General features: G+C 33.5%; 19 protein-coding genes. 10 read left to right on the top strand and 9 right to left on the bottom strand.

Translation table 11 applies throughout. The features are described 5' to 3' along the window. Window positions 1-148: 148 nt before the first annotated feature. Both B0A64_RS11105 and B0A64_RS11100 read right to left on the bottom strand, forming a co-directional pair. A complete protein-coding gene (locus tag B0A64_RS11105) occupies window positions 149-2,485 on the bottom strand; it encodes a hypothetical protein (protein WP_089479584.1) in 2,337 nt (778 codons plus the stop codon). Beyond that, on the bottom strand, window positions 2,445-3,581 hold the full coding sequence (locus B0A64_RS11100) for a hypothetical protein (RefSeq protein WP_089479583.1): 1,137 nt from the start codon (window positions 3,579-3,581) through the stop codon (window positions 2,445-2,447). Before B0A64_RS11100 ends, B0A64_RS11105 begins: the two co-directional genes overlap by 41 nt. A gap of 111 nt (window positions 3,582-3,692) precedes the next feature. Between B0A64_RS11100 and prmA the strand changes: the two genes are divergently transcribed. The 10 genes from prmA (at window position 3,693) to B0A64_RS11050 (ending at window position 11,631) form a co-directional block, all read left to right on the top strand. Then, window positions 3,693-4,526, top strand: a complete 834-nt coding sequence (prmA, locus tag B0A64_RS11095; RefSeq protein ID WP_089479582.1) for a 50S ribosomal protein L11 methyltransferase — start codon at window positions 3,693-3,695, stop codon at window positions 4,524-4,526. Window positions 4,527-4,759: 233 nt separating this feature from the next. Further along, the gene (locus B0A64_RS11090; RefSeq protein WP_041517785.1) at window positions 4,760-5,035 is read left to right on the top strand and encodes an ATP-dependent Clp protease adaptor ClpS; all 276 of its coding nucleotides are present in this window, start codon (window positions 4,760-4,762) and stop codon (window positions 5,033-5,035) included. A gap of 64 nt (window positions 5,036-5,099) precedes the next feature. Further along, window positions 5,100-6,371, top strand: a complete 1,272-nt coding sequence (locus tag B0A64_RS11085; protein WP_089479581.1) for a sterol desaturase family protein — start codon at window positions 5,100-5,102, stop codon at window positions 6,369-6,371. 9 nt (window positions 6,372-6,380) lie between these two features. Then, entirely contained in the window at window positions 6,381-7,070 is a 690-nt protein-coding gene (locus tag B0A64_RS11080; protein WP_089479580.1) for a lysoplasmalogenase, read from the top strand. A gap of 189 nt (window positions 7,071-7,259) precedes the next feature. Beyond that, window positions 7,260-7,709, top strand: a complete 450-nt coding sequence (locus tag B0A64_RS11075) for a 2-dehydro-3-deoxyphosphooctonate aldolase (RefSeq protein WP_089479579.1) — start codon at window positions 7,260-7,262, stop codon at window positions 7,707-7,709. A gap of 474 nt (window positions 7,710-8,183) precedes the next feature. Next, entirely contained in the window at window positions 8,184-9,002 is an 819-nt protein-coding gene (gene kdsA, locus B0A64_RS11070; RefSeq protein WP_089479578.1) for a 3-deoxy-8-phosphooctulonate synthase, read from the top strand. 19 nt (window positions 9,003-9,021) lie between these two features. Next, window positions 9,022-9,927 carry a hypothetical protein gene (locus B0A64_RS11065; protein ID WP_089479577.1) on the top strand — a complete coding sequence of 302 codons (906 nt, stop codon included), beginning with the start codon at window positions 9,022-9,024 and terminating at the stop codon, window positions 9,925-9,927. 169 nt (window positions 9,928-10,096) lie between these two features. Further along, on the top strand, window positions 10,097-10,774 hold the full coding sequence (locus B0A64_RS11060) for a YiiX family permuted papain-like enzyme (protein WP_089479576.1): 678 nt from the start codon (window positions 10,097-10,099) through the stop codon (window positions 10,772-10,774). Between the two features lie 94 nt (window positions 10,775-10,868). Next, a complete protein-coding gene (locus tag B0A64_RS11055) occupies window positions 10,869-11,321 on the top strand; it encodes a hypothetical protein (RefSeq protein WP_089479575.1) in 453 nt (150 codons plus the stop codon). Between the two features lie 4 nt (window positions 11,322-11,325). Further along, on the top strand, window positions 11,326-11,631 hold the full coding sequence (locus tag B0A64_RS11050) for a hypothetical protein (RefSeq protein WP_089479574.1): 306 nt from the start codon (window positions 11,326-11,328) through the stop codon (window positions 11,629-11,631). Between the two features lie 144 nt (window positions 11,632-11,775). Here B0A64_RS11050 and B0A64_RS11045 read toward each other — a convergent pair whose 3' ends face one another. The 7 genes from B0A64_RS11045 to B0A64_RS11020 all read right to left on the bottom strand — a co-directional run bounded on the left by B0A64_RS11045 (window position 11,776) and on the right by B0A64_RS11020 (window position 21,543). Then, complete coding sequence (locus B0A64_RS11045; RefSeq protein ID WP_089479573.1) at window positions 11,776-13,173, bottom strand: M20/M25/M40 family metallo-hydrolase; 1,398 nt, start codon at window positions 13,171-13,173, stop codon at window positions 11,776-11,778. 96 nt (window positions 13,174-13,269) lie between these two features. Beyond that, entirely contained in the window at window positions 13,270-15,201 is a 1,932-nt protein-coding gene (locus B0A64_RS11040) for a family 43 glycosylhydrolase (RefSeq protein ID WP_089479572.1), read from the bottom strand. A gap of 2 nt (window positions 15,202-15,203) precedes the next feature. Then, window positions 15,204-15,329 carry a hypothetical protein gene (locus tag B0A64_RS25715; protein WP_262495536.1) on the bottom strand — a complete coding sequence of 42 codons (126 nt, stop codon included), beginning with the start codon at window positions 15,327-15,329 and terminating at the stop codon, window positions 15,204-15,206. Between the two features lie 125 nt (window positions 15,330-15,454). Further along, on the bottom strand, window positions 15,455-17,755 hold the full coding sequence (gene bglX / locus B0A64_RS11035; protein ID WP_089479571.1) for a beta-glucosidase BglX: 2,301 nt from the start codon (window positions 17,753-17,755) through the stop codon (window positions 15,455-15,457). 142 nt (window positions 17,756-17,897) lie between these two features. Further along, window positions 17,898-18,611, bottom strand: coding sequence for a carboxylesterase family protein (locus B0A64_RS11030; RefSeq protein WP_089479570.1), 714 nt, complete (start codon window positions 18,609-18,611; stop codon window positions 17,898-17,900). A gap of 11 nt (window positions 18,612-18,622) precedes the next feature. Further along, on the bottom strand, window positions 18,623-19,993 hold the full coding sequence (locus B0A64_RS11025) for a glucoamylase family protein (protein ID WP_208863534.1): 1,371 nt from the start codon (window positions 19,991-19,993) through the stop codon (window positions 18,623-18,625). 74 nt (window positions 19,994-20,067) lie between these two features. Next, window positions 20,068-21,543, bottom strand: a complete 1,476-nt coding sequence (locus tag B0A64_RS11020) for a RagB/SusD family nutrient uptake outer membrane protein (RefSeq protein ID WP_089479568.1) — start codon at window positions 21,541-21,543, stop codon at window positions 20,068-20,070. Window positions 21,544-21,546: the final 3 nt, after the last annotated feature.

The raw sequence follows: 21,546 nt of genomic DNA, 5'->3' as shown, positions 1-21,546 counted from the left end.
AATTTATTATCTGCTCAATTATAAAAGCGTTCGTAAACCGAACGCTTTTTTTGTGCCTTTTTTAACCATATAAGTCCTGTAAGAGAATTTAAGCCCGACTTTGAGCAAAAACTTTAAATGAACTTATATCATTACATGGTTTAAAAATTTAATTTATAAACGCCTTCAATAGCGGACAATTGTATTTTTTGAAAGTGGGTGTCACTTTATAAACCGAATAAAAATTAACCAACTCCTGCCCTGCCTTAAACGGATTTTTTTCTTCTTCTTCTGCCGAAACTATATTTGCATAATGATTGTAATAATTACATTCGAATATCATTAAACTCGCCAGAGCTTTTTCGTTATTATTTTTAGACATTTTCAATGCTTTTTCATAATACATTTTGGCCATCGTTAAGCTGTAATAATTGCCATTTTGATACGTTTTTTCATTTTCAGAGTTGTCTCCGTAAACATAATCTACATACGATTCGCCTGATGTCCAATCGTAGGCCACCATCATCCAGGAATTTCCTAAATAAGAAACATTAAAATAAGCATGTGCCAATTGTAAATTACTTGCTGCTGTATTTTGTTTTTTTAACTGAATTAGTTTAGCAATAAATTCTGTTTTATTAAAACGATAATCAAATTTGCGTTCACTATCTTTTTGCAGAATTTTAGGGCTAAAGGGATCTTCGTTCAAATAATCTTTAAACGCATAGTTCTTCTCCCAGAAATCATTTGGCATACTCGAAAAGGTTTTATAAGCCAGCTCTAAATTATTGTTTCTAAAAGCAATTGTTCCTTTCAGATCTTTGTAATAATTTATATTTGGAGCAATCGTTCCCGAGCAAATATATTTTTCGAAAGGGGTTTTATCTTTTTTCTGCTGTAGGGCTATTAAACGATCTACATCTTCTGTCGTGGCATTTCGATCAAAATAGCCAACATAATTGTAAAAATAAGGATTATCATAAGCCGAGTATTCTCCTTCGTTTTTAAGGTCTGATTTCATCATCAATAATCCTGCTGTAACCCTATCGTTTTGTTTGGCAAAATCTGCACTTGCAATTCGGTACAAACTGTATAGATTTTTAAACAATCCTAAATCTGTTTCTACTAAACTCTCTACAGAATCAAAGTACTTAAAAAGTTGGTTTTGAACCTTCTCACTTTTCAAATCATCTTGTTTTAAGGAAACTAAAGCCAATTGAATATTTTTTTGCATCCGGATCGATGCATTGGCTTTATCAGAGATCATATTGGTATATTTTTTTCCTGACTCAATATCATCATCCATGAAACAAAGCTGTGCAATTGCTGCTGTAATATATGCTTTCTGATCGTCTGAAGTTTGCTCGCGAATAGAAATCAAAAAGTACTCTAATGACCTTAAATACAAGATATCTTTACTTAAATTTTCCTCTTTTGCTTTAGCATAATCTCCGTACCAGTCAGTGCCTTCAAATACAACTGATGGACTTCCGTTATTGGTGTATTGTGGTGTAAAAATCCAATCTTCCAGTTTATTGATCTCTCTTCCAATCAAAAAACTCAAATTAATACTGTTAGGACTCAACTTATAAACTTCTTCAATTGTTTTTAAATCCGGTGCAGGATTGCGAAAACTTTCAATTGACAAAATCACACTTCTTTCTTCGTCATTTTGTGCAAGAGCCAAAGTTTCTGTAGTTAATTTCCAATTGTAATGCTGTAGAACTGCAAAAGATTTTTCTTCGCAAGTCGCAAAAACTTTGCTCAACAAATAATTCTGCAAAGTAAAATCATTAATGCATAAAGCTTTATAATACAAAGCCCAAGGCTCTAAAATAGTATTTTTATTGTCTGCAAAATAAGTGTCATACAAACGAATTACTTCCTTTTTATCCTCTGCATAAAAACTATATCTCAAAATCAGAAAAGCATATCGCTGTTTTAAAAAAGCATCTTTTGCCGATTTTATTTTGTTTTCAAAATCACCTAACTCTGCTGGTTTATGATCCTTGCTTCCATATCCAACCTGGTTCCAGGATTCCCACTTTACATCTGTATTACTATTATATTCCAGCTTTTTAGCAAATACGATATAGTTTAAAAAAGCTTTGTTTTTTGACTTTAATAAAGCTTCGACAAAAGTATTTTTTTCAAATACTTTTTTGAGTGATTTCGTTTCGTAAGCGGTTTCAAATTGTTCTCCGTCTGTTTCGTACAAAATAGTATGCACATCTTTAAGATCAATCGTGTTTCCTAATTTTTTCTTCCATTCTAAACAATTCAGTTCCTGATCGACACCGGAAATAGTATTGGTCGAATAGTAATAATCTGCCGCATAATAAAAAGGCGTTAATTTAAAAAAGCCTTCTCTTTGTGCTTTAAACAAAACTAACCTGCTGGTTTCCGGCGAAACACTCCAACCACAGGCAAAAGAAACCTGAAAGCTTAAAACTAAAAGTAAACTGCTAAAAACGCGCATAATAGCGGGATATATTTTGGGTTCCATAATCGTTGATGTATTTTTTATCAAAAGAGAAAAAGGTAACTTTGGTTTGATTGTCAATCTTAATTTTACTTTTTACAATGTCAATCATTTTCTCAAGTTCCTCCTCAGAAATTTTTTCGATCCTGATTTCATCACCATTTCTCAAATACGTTTGTCCTACCAGAATGTCGTCTTGCAAAACATATTTAGTATCTGATGCTTTTTTTAATTTAATGCTATCACTTCTTAGCTGATCATAATCTGATAAAATTCCTTTAAACTGATTTCCTCTAAAAACAACTGCCCAACTATAAAGCGGTAAAGCAATATCCAATTTCAATTTATATTTATCGTGGGTAATATATTGCGCTAGTTCTTCGCTGGTTCCTATAGAGTTTTTGGTATTAAAATCTTCCGGTTTTGTCAAATTATAACACATTAGCAAACCTTTATCCACTGGTGGAGTTCCTGCTTTATCGGCGTATTTATATTGCCAGAGTCGAATTGTTGCCGAAACTTGTGCCGTTGGAAATCCTTTTTTGATTTGCGTTAATAAATAAAAATAATTCTTTTTGGACTTCTCTGTCCAATCGCAATCAATTAAAATCTCTTTAAAATCAACTTTCAATTTTGCCAGTTCAAGTGATTTCACCGAGTCATAATTCAGGCGTTTATAGTCTTTATTTTTATAATAATCCTTAGGATATACAATTGCATTGGCACTATTATCTGCTTTTGTTTCATTTATTTTTACGCCAATTTGTTGTACGCGCTGCGCAATTCTGGCCGCCAAACTGTCTAATTGTTTCGTATTAGCCTGCAAAACAACTTCATTTGTTATAAAAATACTTGGTGTTATTTGAGGGTTGCTCTCGTTTAATCTTATATCACGAATGGTTGCAACCGGCAAAGGTTCTTTGGCATACGGATTCCAATCGACATCAAAAAAGCGCACATACAGGTGTTTTACCTCCAAATTCTTCATCAATGAATCTTCTTCTTTCTGGAAACTCATATCGGTTTTCCAATAACAAAAAGAGCGTATAACCTCGTGTTCATTCTCGCAACTTCCTGAACTTAACACCACAAAAAGCAAAATAAAAATGATATTCTTCATATTTTAAAACCGTTCAATTTTCAATCAAAATTAACATTAATCTTCGTGAGAATATGATTTATTTATAAACAACTTCTACTTTCGATTCTTACCTTTGCAAAAAAATTATTTATGTCGAATATATATTTAGGATACCATTTTACAATTGAACCAAAAGAACCGGGTTCAGAAATTTTAATTGCTGAATTAGGCGAAAAAGCTTTTGAAACTTTTACAGAAACTGAAAATGGGATTTCGGCTTTTGTAAAGAAAGATTTATGGGACGAGAACATCTTAGATGACATATATATTTTAGAATCAGAAGAGTTTAAAATTGAATATACGATTGAAGAAATCGATCAGGTAAACTGGAACGAAGAATGGGAAAAGAATTTTGAAGCGATTGACGTTGACGGAAAATGCCATGTTCGTGCTCCTTTTCATCCAAAAACAGCTGCTGAATTTGATATCGTAATTGAACCAAAAATGAGTTTTGGTACCGGTCACCATGAAACAACACACATGATGATTCAGCATTTGCTTGAAATTGATCTTGAGGGTTTAAAAACTCTTGACATGGGTTGCGGAACAGCTATTTTGGCTATTTTGGCCGAAATGAAAGGGGCTCAGCCAATTGATGCAATCGATATTGATAACTGGTGTTATTTGAACTCTATTGAAAATGCAGAACGCAATAATTGTAAACACATTACCGTTTACGAAGGTGATGCAGCTTTGTTGGCAGGCAAAAAATATGACTTGATTATTGCAAACATCAACAGAAATATTTTGTTGAACGATATGCAAAGTTATGTTGATTGTTTAAATCCAAAAGGAACTTTATTATTAAGTGGTTTCTACGAAGAAGATATTCCTTTTATCGATGCATCATGTACGGAAAAAGGTTTAACGTATGTTAAAAAATTTCAAAGAAACAACTGGGTTGCATTAAAATACGTAAATTAGATAGTTGATTATCTGTTTATTAAATTGCCACAGATTAAAGGATTAAAATGATTTTGTTTCCCGCAAATTGAACACATTAAAGTAGATTTGGTTAGATTTTATTAAATTTGATTTACTGAAATCTGCATAAATATTTTTAAACCTGCGTGAAATTTGTATTAATAAAAATTTGTTCGAATCTTTTTAATCCGGCAAAAAAATTAGTAATTACAACAGTACAAAAACTTAAAAAAATGAGTACTAAAGAAAAAGTAAGAGAAAGAGTTCGCGAGAAGGAAGCAACAAGTTTCAATAACGAAATCATTGTTTACAACGACGATGTAAACACTTTTGATCACGTAATTGATACTTTAATGCGTGTTTGCAGTCATACGCCTGAACAAGCAGAACAATGTTCCCTAATTGTACATTACAACGGAAAATGTACCGTAAAAACAGGTCCAATGGACAAATTAAAACCTCAATGTACACAACTTTTGGAAGCCGGATTAAGCGCCGAAATTGTTTAATTACAAATAATTTAAAAAACATTCTATTTTATTCTATATTTGAATAAAATAGAATGTTTTTTTTATGGAAGAATACGGAAAGATATTAATTATCGCTACGCCTATTTTTTTAGTATTAATTATAATCGAAAAAATATATGGCATTTACAAAAAGGACGATACCGCTCCTTTGATCGATAGCGTATCGAGTATAAGTTCCGGTATTACCAACTCTGTAAAAGATGTTCTGGGATTAAGCCTGACTTTTATTTCTTATGAATGGATTGTTTCTAAAATTGCCATCTATCATCTCGAAGCGAATATTCTCTCTTATTGCATCGCTTTTTTTGTCATTGACTTTTATGGCTATTGGAGCCATCGATGGGCGCATCAAATTAATCTTTTCTGGAACAAACATGCTATTCACCATAGTAGCGAAGAATTTAATCTTGCGTGTGCTTTACGTCAGCCAATTGCCAGTCTGGTCAATTTGTTTACTTTTTTATTGATTCCGGCTGCTCTATTGGGCGTTCCCGCAACAGTAATTGCGATTACTTTACCGCTGCATTTATTTTTGCAATTTTGGTATCATACCAAACACATCAAAAAAATGGGTTTCGTAGAATATATCTTAGTCACACCTTCGCATCACAGGGTGCATCATGCCATAAATCCGGAATACTTAGACAAAAATCATTCGCAAATTTTTATTTTTTGGGACAAACTTTTTGGTACTTTTCAAGCTGAATTAAAAGATGTTCCTCCAGTATTTGGAATCACAAGACCTGCAAATACCTGGAACCCAATCCGAATTAATTTTCAGCATTTGAGCTTATTAATTAAAGATGCCTGGAGAGCCGAAAACTGGAAAGATAAACTCACCATTTGGTTTAAACCAACGGGGTGGAGACCTGAAAATTTTGATGAAAAATATCCGGTAAACAAAATCGACAATGTTTTTGATTTTGAGAAATACGGCACGCAAAACTCACAAAAACTAATTTACTGGTCTGTAACACAAGTTTTAATTACTCTTTTATTTGTTACTTACTTATTCGATAATATTGCTAAAATTGGGCTGCCAAATATCTTTATTTACGGATCATTCATTTTCGTAACAATTTATAGTTACAGCGAGTTGATGGACAAAAGCAAATATGCTGTTTTTTGGGAAGGTTTACGTCTTATTATTGCAATTGCAATTATAGCGCATTATGGAGATTGGTTTGGCTTAAACCATGCTTTTTCAATGAGCAATTATATTATTTTAAGTTACCTTAGTATGTCATTTTTAATTGCGATTTACTTTGTGACAATTGATTTTAAAACCACTCAAAACCAAATAATAAATTCATAAAAACCGCTTATGAAAAACACCATTTTTTTTAAAATCTATATTATTTTTAGTATCGTTTATTTACTTATTTTATCTTCCGGATATGAAAGTTTAGATTTATTTTTAAAACCGGCTTTGATCCCGTTATTAGGTTTTGGAGTTTATTTTCATCAAAAATTTCCATCTCGAAAAACACTTTTAATCGCTTTACTATTTTCCTGGATTGGAGATGTCATTTTACTTTTTGCAGATATAGCCGAAATCTATTTTATTTTGGGTCTCGTTTCTTTTTTAATTTCGCATATTGGTTATTGTGTGCTCTTTAACAAGCAAATTACAGGAGAAATCCAGATTAACAAAGCTCTTTTTGGAATTGGTAGTCTGATAATCGCTTTTTATTTAATAGGAATGGTTTTAGTTTTAATGCCCAATTTAGGCGATTTAAAAATACCTGTAATTATTTATGCTGCCGTAATTTCGACAATGCTTTTATTCGCCTTCAATGGCTATTTGATCTGGAAAAAACCCGGAGGATTATATGTTTTTCTGGGAGCTGTTTCATTTGTTGTTTCTGATAGTATATTGGCAATCAATAAATTTGACACCCCAATTATAAAAAGTTCATTTTTTATCATGTTAACCTATCTTGTGGCACAATATCTGATTGTAGTTGGTATTTTAAAACTGAATTCAAAAAAACAGAATAAAACAGATTTGTAATGATTTTTTCATCACAGATTTAGCTTATTTCTAATTCACTTTTATTAGTAGAAACTATAACAAAAATAGCATTCACACCAATTATAGCCTATTATCGATGATGTTGTAATAATTAAAATCATCATAATTTGTAAAATTCATATCAAAAAGAAAAAACACTTTTACATTTGTATTACCAATATTGAAACCATGAAAAAAATTGCTCTTATTATCATTTTATTAATTACTGCAACTTCTTGCGTGAGTACTAGATCGACTTTGAAAAATGTTGACGATAATGCTCCTGATTTAGTTTTGAAGAAAGATAATACATTTGCAATTACACTTTTTAGTACCGATAAAAAATACGGTTACGATCCTGATTATCCCGTAAATATCTTTTTTAGAAATACAAAAGATGAAGCTTTAAACGAAACTCGTTTTCTAAATGCTTTAGCAGGACCAAAAGGAGAAAAAATTACTTATACACGTTTAGAGACCTGTTGTCCTTTTCCTACCAAAAGAAGCGACATGGGCGCTGGCTTTCTAAATGTCTACGAGCTAAAATGGGACGGACAAAAAAAACCGATTATCCTATATCTTAATATCTATGAAAAAGGAATTTTGATGGTTCCTCTGGGATTAAGCTTAAAACAGTAATGGTTTTATTAATGCGAAAATAAAAATTACAAAAAAATGAATTGGATCATGGAATGTTTTTTTTATGCTAAACCCTTTGAAGACTTGTAGTAAAAATAAGGTATTCGGCAGATTGGCTGTAATTGTATGTTTAGGTTTTTAGTTTACCTGTCTTATTTTGATAGTTTTTAATACATATTATGTCTTACAGAGGCTGTTTTAATTGAGTCTAAAATTTACTTTTGAAACTATTAATTACAAGCCTTGACAAAAGCACGGTAATCATTTTTTAAGAAAGGCTGTTTTTACTGGTTCTTGCAGAGATAATTCCTTAGACGTTTGGAGAGATTTTTATAGCAACTAAGAAAAAAATAAAGATCTAAAGTAAAATAATCAGGTAGCACTTTCGATAAGGATAGCTTCTTAAAAAAAACTTAAATCTTAATCTGCTATTCATAAATCATAACTACCTTTGCACTGTCAAAAAATCATATTATGAACATACAACATATTCCACAAATTAAGCATACTGATAGCGGGAACTTCTTTTTATTGGCGGGGCCTTGCGCTATTGAAGGAGAAGAAATGGCACTCAGAATTGCTGAAAAATTAGTTGGTATTACCGACAAACTTCAGATTCCTTATGTATTTAAAGGATCGTTTAAAAAAGCCAACCGTTCCCGAATTGACAGTTTTTCAGGAATTGGTGACGAAAAAGCATTAAAAATATTAAGAAAAGTTTCAGAAACTTTTCACATTCCAACGGTAACAGATATTCATACAAATGAAGATGCTGATATGGCGGCACAATACGTAGATGTTTTGCAAATTCCTGCATTTCTGGTACGTCAAACTGACTTAGTAGTAGCTGCAGCTAATACAGGGAAAGTGGTAAACTTGAAAAAAGGACAATTTATGAGTCCTGAAAGCATGAAACATGCCGTACAAAAAGTATTGGATTGCCATAACGAAAATGTAATCGTTACAGATCGTGGCAGTATGTTTGGATATCAGGACATGATTGTTGATTTTAGAGGAATTCCTACTATGCAACAATATGCTTCTACAGTTCTGGATGTTACACACTCTTTGCAACAACCTAATCAAACTGCCGGTGTTACGGGCGGAAGACCGGACATGATCGAAACAGTTGCCAAAGCTGGTATTGCTGTAGGTGTTGACGGTATTTTTATCGAAACCCATTTTGATCCTGCAAATGCAAAAAGCGATGGTGCTAACATGTTACATTTAGATTATTTTGAAGGCTTAATGACCAAGTTGGTGGCTATTAGAAAAACAGTTAACTCATTTTAAATTTTTAATACTATTTTCATTGAAAACAAAAATTTTATTTTTCTTCTTATTGTGTTTCTCGATAAACACTTTTGCTCAGGAAGAAATAGCAGTACAAAAATACACGGCACATAACAAAGGGAAATTTTTTATTTCCTGGGGAGGAAACAGAGACAGTTATACTAAATCTGATGTTAATTTCAGAGGTAAGGATTACGACTTTACAGTTTCGGATATGAAAGCTCATGATAAACCAAAAGGATGGCATGTTGATTATGTTAATCCGGCAAACATGACGATTCCGCAAACTAATTTCAGAATGGGATATTTCATTAGCGACCACTACAGCGTTGCTATTGGCTGGGATCACATGAAGTATGTAATGACCCAAAATCAAACGGCTAATGTTACTGGTAATATTAATTTACCTGCTGATCAGGCTGGATCTTACTACAACGGAAATTATAATAATACACCCGTAGATATGTCTCAGCATGGTGCTATCGAAGGTGGTTATGATAAAGGTGTTGCTCAGGGAAATCCTCCTGCTTTTTTAATGTACGAACATACAGATGGTTTGAACTATATTAATACAGAGGTTTCCAGACATGATGATATTTCTAAATGGTTTGGTTTGCCAAATACAGATAAAGTTCAGATTAACTTAACTGAAGGTTTAGGTGCAGGACTTTTATATCCTAAAACAAATACAAGTCTTTTAGGAAAAGAACGTCATGACGATTTTCACGTTTCAGGATATGGTTTATCTGCAAAAGCGGGGATAAACTTTACCTTCTTCAAATATTTCTATATTCAGGGTGAGCTAAAAGGCGGTTACATCAATATGCAGGATATTAGAACTACAACAAGTAGTGATGATAAAGCTTCGCAAGATTTTTTCTTTTTACAAAGAATTATTGCAGTTGGTGGAATTTTTAGAATCTAATATTTCTTAAAAAAATATTATACAAAAATAGTTGTCATTTTATTTGGCAACTATTTTTTTTATCTATTACTTTGTACTTCAAAGTACTTTTGAATTGTTTGTAATGCTTTAAATAATTAACTATTTTGGTCAGCATAATAAAGTACTTTTGGAATTCAAAAATAAAAACATGAAAAAACAAAAATATCTATTTCTGGGAGTTACTTTTCTGCTAAGTTTTGGTCTTGCACTATTTGTAGCAATATCTGTTTTTCCTAACAATCCGTTTTCTAAGAAAACATCAGAAAATGTACTTGCCAATAAAATTCAGGATGGAGATCTTATTTTTCAGACTTCAGAATCTAAGCAATGTGAAGCGGTACGAATTGCTACAAATTCAAAATTTTCGCATTGTGGTATTGTTTTTTTTGTTAACGGAGGACAATTTGTTCTTGAAGCTGTTCAGCCTGTCAAAATTACACCTGTTGAGGAATGGATAGCACGTGGAAAAGGTCATAAGTATGTAATTAAAAGATTAAAAAATGCCGAAAAAGTTTTAAATGAAGAAACTCTTGAAAAAATGAAAACATACGGCAAGCACTTTTTAGGTAAGGAATATGATGCTTATTTTGAATGGACGGATAACCGCATTTATTGTTCTGAATTGGTCTGGAAAATCTATAAAAATGGTGCCGGAATTGAATTGTGTACTTTAAAAGAACTCAAAGATTTTAATCTGGGCGATGCAAGAGTTCAAAAAATATTAAAGGAAAGATATGGAAACGATATTCCGCTAGAGGAAAAAGTTGTTGCCCCATCTGACCTGGTTGATTCAAATTTATTAAAGACTGTTATAGACAATTATTAAGATTGTCAGGAATTACAAAAAAGCTGATGCACTATAATTGGCTTTTTTATTTATCATTTAACTTTGAGTTTCAAAGAACTTTTAAAAACACTTTATGAAAGATATTCTTCTCGAAAAAATATATGAATGGACTAGTAAACCATATCAAAAATATGTCAAAAAAAATACGCCGTGGGAAATTGATCAGGCGCAATTACTGCAATTTCCTAAAGACAGCTTAGGATTTGGCTTAGGTGTTTTTTTGGAGAGAAATCATTTTGACATTCAGCCAAAACTTGAAGATCATGATATAATCCATGTTTTAACGAACACAGGTGTTTCGGTAACAGAAGAAATAGGAATGCAATATTATCTTTTGGGGAATGGAAAAAAAAGCATCTACCTGTTTCTGGTCATGCTTTCCGGAACACCTTTTTATCCCGCACAGTTTTTTTATTTTTTAGAACAATATAAAAAAGGGAAACGAGCGCTTCCTTTTTACTATCTGGATTTTTCAAAAATGTTATTAACCCCTATTCCTGCTATCAGGGCATCTTTTAAAATTTAAACTTATGAAAAATAGTATTCACGAACCATTTGAAGAAACAAATTCAATTGAATTAGCTATTGGGAGCTTTATTATAAGCACATTTTTTTTTACACTTTACATGATTACAAACGAAAACCCGAACATATTAATTATTTCGTGGCCTTTTGTTGCATCAGCAATTGTACTAAACACAATTATGTTGATTCATTTAACGGATAGATTTATTCACTTGACGGAATTTCGCAAAAATATCGCGTTTAAGATCCTTATTTTACTTTCTAACATTCCGATAACGTTTTTATATTATTTGGCTGTAATGAAGCTTTAAGTTTAAAAAAAATAATCACTTCAAGAAATCACTGCTTCGGAATTTTTAGTTATTTCAAACACAAAAACATTCTTTTTTAAGTCTGTAAACAAAAAAAGCTACAAGTTTGTACTTGTAGCTTTTAGGTATTTTTACTTTATAATTTTAATTTGCTGTTGGAAGCACAATTCCGTTTTGATCTATTAAATACATTAATGTTGTCATTGTTGCAGCACCAAGTTCTAATTCTCTTTTATTAATGGCATCAAATTTATCGTTTGCTGCATGATGATAATCAAAATAACGTTGTGAATCTGGTTTTAAACCTGCTTTAACAATCGCTTTAGAAGTTAAATGTCCGATATCTGAACCTGCGTGACCAATTGTAAAACTGTGTACTAAATAAGGCTCAAAAAGATCTCTGAAATCTTTAATCTTTTTATAATTCGTATCATCAGCTTCTATAGAAAATCCTCTTGGGCTAAATCCTCCTGAATCGCTTTCTAAAGCAAAAATATGATTTTCTTTATTTTGTTTTGAAACCTCTTCATATTTAGCACCACCTTTGCCACCGTTTTCTTCATTCATAAACAAAACAACACGAATTGTATTTTTAGGTTTGTAGTTTAGGTTTTTCAAAATACGAACTACTTCCATACTTTGCACCACTCCTGCTCCATCATCATGCGAACCATCTGCTAAATCCCAAGAATCTAAATGTCCCCCAACAACCATAATGTTTGATGGATTAACAGTTCCTGTCATTTCACCAATTACGTTATAAGACAAAACATCCGGCAAAGTCTCGCAAGATTGTTTGAAATAAAATTTCAGAGCCGGATTTACTTTTAATGATTTGCTCAACAATTCTGCACCATTTGTACTAATTGCAGCCGTTGGAATATATTGTTCTTTTGGCAAATCGCCATAACTCTGAGCTCCAGTATGTGGGAAATCATCTAAACGTAAATTCATCGAACGTACAATAGTCCCAACAGCGCCAAATTTAGCTGCTTCTTTGGCACCGGCAAATCTTTGATCTACACAAGCTCCGTATGAAACAAAAGTTTCGATATTTTCAGGATTCATTGGTCTGTTAAAGAACACAATTTTACCTTTTACTTTTTCTCCTAAAGTCTTTAATTCATCAATACCCTGTACTTCTACAATTTCTGCAGTAAGACCTGTTTTTGCTGTTGCAACTGATCCTCCTAAAGCACAAATTGGCACAGTCGTTTTTACTTTTCCGTCTAAAATATAAGCCGTTTCTTTTTCGCCACGAACCCAATGCGGAACCATTACTTCCTGCAAATAAACTTTATCAAGCCCTAATGTTTCAAGTTGTCTTTTTGTATACTGCACTGCTTCTTCGGCACTTTTTGAACCTGATAAACGACTTCCGATATCGTTAGACAAATATTCTAACCAAGTATAACACTTCGCTTCTGTTAGCGCTTTTTTATAGAATAATTTAATGTTCTTTTCGTCATTTGACTGTGCTGACTGTGCAAAAGACGTTAATCCGTTTACTATTAAAACGGTTAAAAGAATGGTTTTTTTCATAGGGTTTATAGCATTTTGGGTTGTTACGCAAAGGAACAAAATTCTTTATAACTGCCACAGGTTTTATTTAACGATTTCTAAAAATAAAATTAAAAATTATTTTACCTCTAGTAATTCATTTTTTATACCAATTCCGTTTTCATTAAAAGCTTCAATCGTAAAATAATATTTTGTTCCTTTATCTAAACCTCTAAAATCATACGAGCTTTCATCATAAACCATAATACTGTTGTATAATTTGTCAGGCGTAATTCCGTAATAAATATTATAACCAATTGCAGCTGCTTGTTTTTTCCATGAAATCATCGCATTACGAGGATCTGATGTATTTCTGTCGACTTTAAAATCAGAAACTACAGTTGGTTTTTCTGATAATCCGTTTCCAAAAACCCTAAAGTCCGATACAGCAAATAATCCTGACGCGTTATGGATATTTTCCATTTTAATGTAACGTGCTTTAATTGCTTTTGTTAATTCAAGATAATCATGCGGAACATCCTTTGCGTTTCTGGATTTATCGACTACCAATTTCCAGTTTACAGCATCATCAGACATGTAGATTTTATACTGATAATAAATATCCATTGCTTTGTTGTACTGCGTTGCTTTATGATCTGCATAGTTAATCTGCAAGGCATTTATTTGCATTTGTCTCCCTAAGTCAAGTTGCAGCCATTCACCGGGATGATCTGTTTTTGCAGACCAATAGGTCTGAATATTTTCATCGGTTAAATTCGAAGCACCATAACAAAACTTCTCGTATACTTTTTTACCACCGTTGTCTACTCTGTGCGTTTCAACTTCCATACATTCTTCTGAAGAAGAAACTGTAACCGGTTTTTTATACGAAAGTAACATCCATCCTGATGAAGCACCTTTTTCCTGATTGCGCTTTTTGGTGGATAATAGTATTGGAAAATCGCCATAAGAAGTGATAGAATACATCACATCGTCTTTGTCAAATCCTGCGGGAAACATATCAATACGACGCTCAAAACGATCTTTTATCGAAATTTTGCACGTTCCGGTATTCCAATAATTTCCGTAATTATCTGCAAAAGTATTTCCATGTCCTGCCCCAATTACAAATCCACCGGGTTTATAGGACATTGGGTTGTGTTTTTGATATTCAAACGGTCCCAGGGGACTGTTTCCAACATGAACTCCATTGGCATATCCTTTATATTCTGTTGCCGGAGCACCGTATTGCATATAATATTTGCCATTGTGTTTGGTCATCCAGGCTCCTTCAATAAAATTTCCCCAGGGAGCAGGTTCCATATCATTATTTGGACCAAAACGTTCCCATCCGTGAGAGGAAGGATCAAGACCAACTACTTCTTTTATTTGGCCATACGGACGCTGAATATCTTCGACTTCTGTTGCTTTGTATAATTTTTCATAATCTGCCTGATTTCCTTTTGGAAGCCAGGTTTTATAATCTACTTCTACACCCACAAGTGGCAATTTTCCGCTTGAGCCGTAGTACATATATACTTTTTTATCATCATCCTGAAAAATAGCAGGATCCCAGGTTGGCAGCATTGCCTTATCAACATGTCGCAACCATTGTCCTGATTTTGGATCTGCCGTTTTCCAGATTGGGTGATCTCTTTTCCAGGTAGACCCAACATAGAATAAAGTATCATTTACAACCCAGGCAGCAGGTGCACACTGATCATCATCTGCAGGTTTTCTTTGAAAACTTCCGTATACAAATTTCCAATCAGACAGGTCTTTACTCCAGAAATATCCAGCCTGATTGGTCGCAAATAAATAATATTCGCCTTTGTAAGTAATAATTACAGGATCTGCACTCGAACGTCTGGATTCCGGAATACCATTATGATTTTCGGTCGTGTAATTGTACCCAATGTTTACAGGATTACAATATGTTGATGCTTTTTTATTAGGATCAAACCATTCCGTTTTTCCGGGGATCGTAGTCTTTTGTGCCCATACAGATGTATTGCAAACCAATAAAAGCAACAGAAGCGGTACTAACGATAGTTTATAAATTTTTTCCATTTTTATTTTTTGATTTTTATTCGTTGTTTGAGCAATTCGGGTTCGTTGGTGGTGATGTAGTCAAAATTATTTTCGATAATCCAATTCATTTCATGAGCATCATTAACCGTCCAGACATTTAGGGTCATCCATTTTTTTAAAATTAAATTTTATAAATTATAACTATTTACTGTAATTTTTCAGAATAAAAAGCTAAAAAAAGCCCTTCGCTAACCAAAGACGAAGGGCAATTAACTAATTAACAAACCAATTATTATTTAGCCAATTCAAAACTAACTTTCTTATCGGCATTTGAGTTTCCTCCAACGAAAACATCAAATTGACCTGGTTCTGCTACGAATTGTAAATCAGAATTATAAAATTTTAAATCTTCAACTGTGATATCAAAAGTCACTGTTTGTTTTTCACCTTTTTTAAGTGCTATTTTTTGGAAATTTTTTAGTTCTCTCACGGGTCTTGTTACAGATCCAACTAAATCCCTAAGGTATAATTGTACAGTTTCTTTTCCGTCATAATTTCCTGTATTGGCAACATCAATTGTTACTTTTAGTTTTCCGTCAGCATTCATTTTATCTGATGAAATTTTCAGGTTCGAATAATCAAAAGATGTATAGCTTAAACCAAATCCAAATGGAAATAATGGTTCGTTTCTTTCGTCTATATAATTAGATCTGAATTTTTCGAATTTACCTTCTGTATTCGAAAGTGGTCTTCCTGTATTTTTGTGTGCGTAATAAATTGGCAACTGACCAACGCTTCTTGGAAAAGTTGATGTTAGTTTTCCTGAAGGATTTACATCTCCAAATAAAACATCGGCAATAGCATAACCTGCTTCGCTACCAGCAAACCAAACATTTAAAATAGCAGGAACCGTTTCGTTTTCATCTTTTAAAACTAATGGACGTCCGTCGAATAAAACCAAAACAACTGGTTTTCCTGTTTTTAATAAGGCATTCAGTAAATCTTTTTGTGCTTGTGGAATTTCTAAATTTGTACGGCTGCTTGATTCTCCACTCATTTCTGCAGATTCTCCAAGTGCAGCAACAATTACATCTGATTGATTGGCTACTTTAAGAGCTTCTGCCAATAATTCTTCTTTTGAACGTCCGTCGCGGTGTAATGTTTTTCCAAACATTGTTGCATTGGTTTCAAAAGTTTCATCATAATCTAAGTTACTTCCTTTTGCATATAATACTTTTGTAGCTGTTCCTGCTACTTCCTTAATTCCGGCTAAAAGGGAAATCGCATTTTCCATTTTTGTAGCAACACTCCATGTTCCCGGCATGTTTTCTTTTGCATCAGCCAATGGCCCTATTAGAGCAATTGTTCCTGACTTTTTTAGTGGCAATACCTGATTCTGATTTTTTAATAAAACCAATGATTGAGCCGAAATTGATCTGGCTTCTTTTCTGCTGCTTGCCGTAAAGATTTCCGTTTTTGCTCTTTTTTCATCACAATATTTATAAGGATCCTGGAACAATCCTAAATCATATTTAGCTTCCAGAATAAGTTTAACAGCATTGTCAATTGTTTCTATTGTTACTTTTTTCTGATCCAGAGATTTTTTCAAAGTTCCTAAGAAGCCTTCTCCTACCATATCCATTTCTACACCTGCATTTAGAGATAAAGCCGAAACAGCTTGTAAATCTCCCATCCCGTGTTCGATCATTTCGGGAATTCCGGTAAAGTCAGTTACTACAAAACCTTTAAAACCCCATTGTTTTCTTAAAACATCAGTCATCAACCATTTGTTTCCGGTTGCAGGAATCCCGTCAACTTCATTAAAAGAAGCCATAACTGAACCTACTCCGGCATCGACAGCGGCTTTGTAAGGAGGAAAATAATCATTAAACATTCTGAGATGACTCATGTCTACCGTATTGTAATCACGTCCTGCTTCTGGTGCACCATATAAAGCAAAGTGTTTTACACATGCCATGATAGAATTGTTTTTAGAAAGATCATGTTGTTGGTAACCATTTACCATTGCTTTTGCAATTTGGCTTCCTAAATAAGGATCTTCACCAGAACCTTCAGAAACTCGTCCCCAACGCGGATCACGAGAAACATCGACCATTGGAGAAAATGTCCAGTTTATACCATCTGCACTTGCTTCCTGAGCTGCAATTTGTGCACTTCTTTCGATAAGGTTCATATCCCAGGTGCATGATAATCCCAGCGGAATTGGAAAAGTTGTTTCGTAACCATGAATAACATCCATACCAAAAATCAACGGAATTTTTAAACGGCTTTCTTCTACTGCAATTCTTTGTACTTCCTTAATCTTTTGAACAGATTTAATATTGAATAAACCTCCAACTTTACCTTCAGCAATTTTTTTAGCCACATCAGAACTGTTTGCCTGTCCTGTAGTAATATCTCCAGATGTTGGTAAATTAAGCTGACCTAATTTTTCATCTAATGTCATTTTCGACAATAACTCCGCTACAAACTCCGATTTTGGTTTAATTTTTACTGTACTTTTAGTATTCTTTTTCTGGGCATAACCCAAAACAGCACATCCTAAAAATAACAAGACTAATTTGTTTTTCATGTGTATTTAATATTTGATTTTTTATGGAACATGGAATCGCTTTTCTTCATTTTATTTCTAATTTGGACTCATAACGATTTCATTCTATATTCTATATTCTATATTCTATATTCTATATTCTATATTCTATATTCTATATTCTTTATTTACCCGTATTTGCTTTTTTCTGTTTAAACAACCAGTCATAAATTTCAGGATTGTCATAAACTCGTGACCAACTGTCGTGACCTGCATCATCAAAAATGGTCAACTGAACATCCTTGGCATTGCATTTTTTTAATTCTTTATAAATCGTTATTGCATAATCTACTTTTACCACATCGTCTAATAATCCGTGAAAAATTCTGGTAGGAATATTGGCAATTTTACAGGCACTTTCTAGCTCTATCAAATCAACAAAACCAGAAATAGGTATTAATGCGGCAAATTTATCCGGATATGAAAGTGCCAGATTCCATGCTGCCCAACCTCCGGAACTCAAACCTGTAACATATATTCTGTCCGGATCGATTTTGTTTTCTTTTTGAATTTTTAAAATCAATTCATGAATAGATTCAATATTCCAGTTTTCATCTTCTTTGCATTGTGGTGCCAGAATATAAGCATCGACCGGATGCGTTTTTAGATACTTTAAGGGACCATGAATTTTTACTTTTTCAATGTCTGTTCCTTTTTCTCCATCTCCTGAAATAAAAACTATCAATGGCTTTTTATCTTTTGTATTGGCTGGTTTGTGCAATGCATAACCTAATTCATAATTGGTTACTACAATCGTTTTTATTTTTCCATTTGTTTCGCTTTGCGCAAAACCTAATACAGAAAACAAGAGAAATATTAAAGCTAGTTTGTACTTCATTTTAAATTATGTTAAAGTCCATATTTTCCGGAATGAAAACCAAGTTTTGTTAAACCTTGCTTTACTTCGGGTGCATTCATGAATAATTTCCATAATAAACCTGTACGGTAATTTTCGATCATAACTACTTCCGGTCCCTGATCGATTGCCAAATAGCGTTTTACAACCCAATTGTTGTTTTGCAGACTTAATGCATCATAAAAACCTGCATCTCCCCAAGTTTCTTTTTTATGATTATCATATAGATTACGAATTACAGCCATAGATTCTTTTGGTGTATAGACAATCGAACTTATTGCAGCCGTAGGCGACATAACACCCTGATCATTACTCGGCATATGGGCATTGTACCCTATTGATCCATCAGGATTTCTGGAATACGAAGCGCTTAATCCCCAATAATTGGCACTATAACCCTTCTTAGGATTTTGTATACAATATTCATAATTGATTTTGGTCTGATTCACGTTCAGATCCCAATAATTTGCATACTTATCTGTTAATTGATTTGGATCAAGTCCTACATAAGAATAGTGCGCCCAAAACAGGGGTCCGCCAAATTCTTCTGCTCCGTTATGTTTTAAGACTAACGGAATATTATATTTTGTTTTAGCACTAACAATTGCACCACTTCTTGCCCAGCCTTCATGATAAACTTTTGCGTCGATTGTATGGGTTGGCGAAGATGCTGCCATTACATACGTAATCAAACATTCGTTATATCCCTCAAGCGGAAAATTCATTTGCCAGTCATAAGTAGGCGACCAATGCCAGTACAACACCTTTTTATTGTTTGTATACCATTGCCAGTCAACACCTTTCCAAAGTGCATCATATTTCTGAGCTACCGCTTTTTCGTTCTCAGAACCCTCTTTCAGATATTCACGAACTGTAATCATTCCCGCAACCAAAAATGATGTTTCGACTAAGTCTCCACCATTATCCTTGGTTCCAAAAGGCTTTACTTTTCCTGTATTTCCGTCGATCCAATGTGACCATGCGCCATGAAAACGATCTGCTTTGCCTAAAAAATCTGCAATTTTGTTTAGTCTCTCTGTACCTTGCTCTTTAGTGATAAATCCTTGAGACATACCGGAAACAATTGCCATAAGTCCAAAACCTGAACCTCCGGTTGTTACAATATTACTATCATTATCAGGATAAACTCCGTCCGGATGATAACGCTCTCTTGCTAATCCAGAATTTGGCTCAGCATAATCCCAAAAATATTTAAAAGTTTGTTTTTGAACTGTAGCCAAAAGTTGTTCATCTGTTAATTTTACAGCAACTGCATTTTCTCCTTCTTTTTCTTTTGATTTATCTGAATTTGATCCGCAACCAAAAAATGTAAAAACTAATAATAAAACTGAAATTTTAACCATCATAAAAAATTTAAAAACAATTAATAAAAATCACTCCTTTCAAAATAAGGAAAGGAGTGATTTTGAAATTTTAATTAGTAACCAGGATTTTGTTGAGATAATCCGTTGGCTTGTATTATGAATGTTGCCGGAATTGGGAACAATTCATTTTTACCTTCTGTGAATGTTCTTCCGTTAGGAAAAAATTCATTTTTATCTGCTGCAAAAGCTGCTTTAGCTTGTCCTGTTCTAACAAGATCAAAAAATCTGTCGAACTCAAAGGCTAACTCTACTCTTCTTTCTTTCCATATTGCAGTTCTAACAGCTGCCTGTGTAGTTGCAGGAGTATCTCCTAAACCAGCTCTGTGTCTGATTTGGTTTAATAACGGAATAGCGTCAGAAGTTTGACCTAATTCGTTTAATGCTTCAGCTTTCATCAACAATACTTCACCATATCTTAAACATTTGATATTTGCATCAGTTTCCCATGCATCAGTAAATGCTGAAGAATATGCTTTGAAATTGTACATAGCATTTTCTACTGTTGCCGGAACTACTCTGCCATCGTATAAAGTTGAGTTTCTAAAAATAATAGTAGCCTCTTTTCTAACATCACCTGCTTCGTAAGCGTTAAGCAAGCTTTCTGACGGAGTATTGAATCCCCATCCCCATCCACCGGCACCACGAGCACCCTGAACGTTAGAATATCCTTGAATTCCTCTAGTTGGTACTGCACCATTTCCGTTGATTTCAAACAAAGATTCAATATCATTTTCACCTTCTAATCTGAACATTTTAGCGTAGCTTGGGTTTAATGCATATCCTGTAATCAAATTACAGTTGTCAACAACTTGTTGCCATTTCTTTTGGTACAAACTAACTTTGGCCAACAAAGCATAAGCTGCTCCTTTTGAAGCTCTCTCTTTCTCATCAGATGAATATGCTGTTCTTAATGGTAATACTGCAATTGCATCTGCTAAATCTTTTTCAATAAAAGCATATACTTCAGCAACTGGCTTACGCGTAAGCAACATTTTTTTATCTTCTTCAGAAGTTGGGTTTTGTAAACGGTCAACAATTGGAACTCCTCCGTAACATTTTACTAAAGTAAAATACATGTAAGCTCTTAAAAATTTAGCTTCTCCCATTAATCTTTCTCTTAAAGCCGAATCTGCTTTATCTAATTTAGGAAGTATCACTAATGCCTGGTTACATCTGTTGATTCCATCATATTGAGCAGTAAAAGTACTTTCTGCAGATGGGTTTGATGAGTTATAACTTAATGCATCCAAAACATCTTTATCTGTTCCTCCGTCTCCTGGTGATGATCCTTTGTCAGCATCATCAGATGTAATACTGGCTAAACCAATCCAGCCAAATGAGCTCATGTCCCAATCCAGAAACTTGCTGTAAATTGAAGTGACAAATGTTTTTGCTCCATTGTCAGTGTTATACAATTCAACATCTGTTGTAGGTATAGCCTGTGTTGGATTAACATCTAAAAAGTCGTCTTGGCAACCTGCAAAAAACAATGCTGACAGCACGAACATTGATATATATATCTTTTTCATAAT

It is taken from the genome of Flavobacterium araucananum (assembly GCF_002222055.1).
GTDB classification, from domain to species: Bacteria; Bacteroidota; Bacteroidia; order Flavobacteriales; family Flavobacteriaceae; genus Flavobacterium; species Flavobacterium araucananum.
The sequence above is the reverse complement of the archived record's forward strand: the minus strand, read 5'-3'. Positions and strand labels throughout refer to the sequence as shown.

Coding starts and splice junctions, on each gene's coding strand:
- B0A64_RS11020 (WP_089479568.1), bottom strand. CDS start 21,543: ATGAAAAAGATATATATATCAATGTTCGTGCTGTCAGCATTGTTTTTT.
- B0A64_RS11040 (WP_089479572.1), bottom strand. CDS start 15,201: ATGGAAAAAATTTATAAACTATCGTTAGTACCGCTTCTGTTGCTTTTA.
- kdsA (WP_089479578.1), top strand. CDS start 8,184: ATGAACATACAACATATTCCACAAATTAAGCATACTGATAGCGGGAAC.
- B0A64_RS11080 (WP_089479580.1), top strand. CDS start 6,381: ATGAAAAACACCATTTTTTTTAAAATCTATATTATTTTTAGTATCGTT.
- B0A64_RS11100 (WP_089479583.1), bottom strand. CDS start 3,581: ATGAAGAATATCATTTTTATTTTGCTTTTTGTGGTGTTAAGTTCAGGA.
- B0A64_RS25715 (WP_262495536.1), bottom strand. CDS start 15,329: ATGACCCTAAATGTCTGGACGGTTAATGATGCTCATGAAATGAATTGG.
- B0A64_RS11055 (WP_089479575.1), top strand. CDS start 10,869: ATGAAAGATATTCTTCTCGAAAAAATATATGAATGGACTAGTAAACCA.
- bglX (WP_089479571.1), bottom strand. CDS start 17,755: ATGAAAAACAAATTAGTCTTGTTATTTTTAGGATGTGCTGTTTTGGGT.
- B0A64_RS11090 (WP_041517785.1), top strand. CDS start 4,760: ATGAGTACTAAAGAAAAAGTAAGAGAAAGAGTTCGCGAGAAGGAAGCA.
- B0A64_RS11105 (WP_089479584.1), bottom strand. CDS start 2,485: ATGGAACCCAAAATATATCCCGCTATTATGCGCGTTTTTAGCAGTTTA.
- B0A64_RS11075 (WP_089479579.1), top strand. CDS start 7,260: ATGAAAAAAATTGCTCTTATTATCATTTTATTAATTACTGCAACTTCT.
- B0A64_RS11085 (WP_089479581.1), top strand. CDS start 5,100: ATGGAAGAATACGGAAAGATATTAATTATCGCTACGCCTATTTTTTTA.
- prmA (WP_089479582.1), top strand. CDS start 3,693: ATGTCGAATATATATTTAGGATACCATTTTACAATTGAACCAAAAGAA.
- B0A64_RS11050 (WP_089479574.1), top strand. CDS start 11,326: ATGAAAAATAGTATTCACGAACCATTTGAAGAAACAAATTCAATTGAA.
- B0A64_RS11045 (WP_089479573.1), bottom strand. CDS start 13,173: ATGAAAAAAACCATTCTTTTAACCGTTTTAATAGTAAACGGATTAACG.
- B0A64_RS11025 (WP_208863534.1), bottom strand. CDS start 19,993: ATGGTTAAAATTTCAGTTTTATTATTAGTTTTTACATTTTTTGGTTGC.
- B0A64_RS11060 (WP_089479576.1), top strand. CDS start 10,097: ATGAAAAAACAAAAATATCTATTTCTGGGAGTTACTTTTCTGCTAAGT.
- B0A64_RS11030 (WP_089479570.1), bottom strand. CDS start 18,611: ATGAAGTACAAACTAGCTTTAATATTTCTCTTGTTTTCTGTATTAGGT.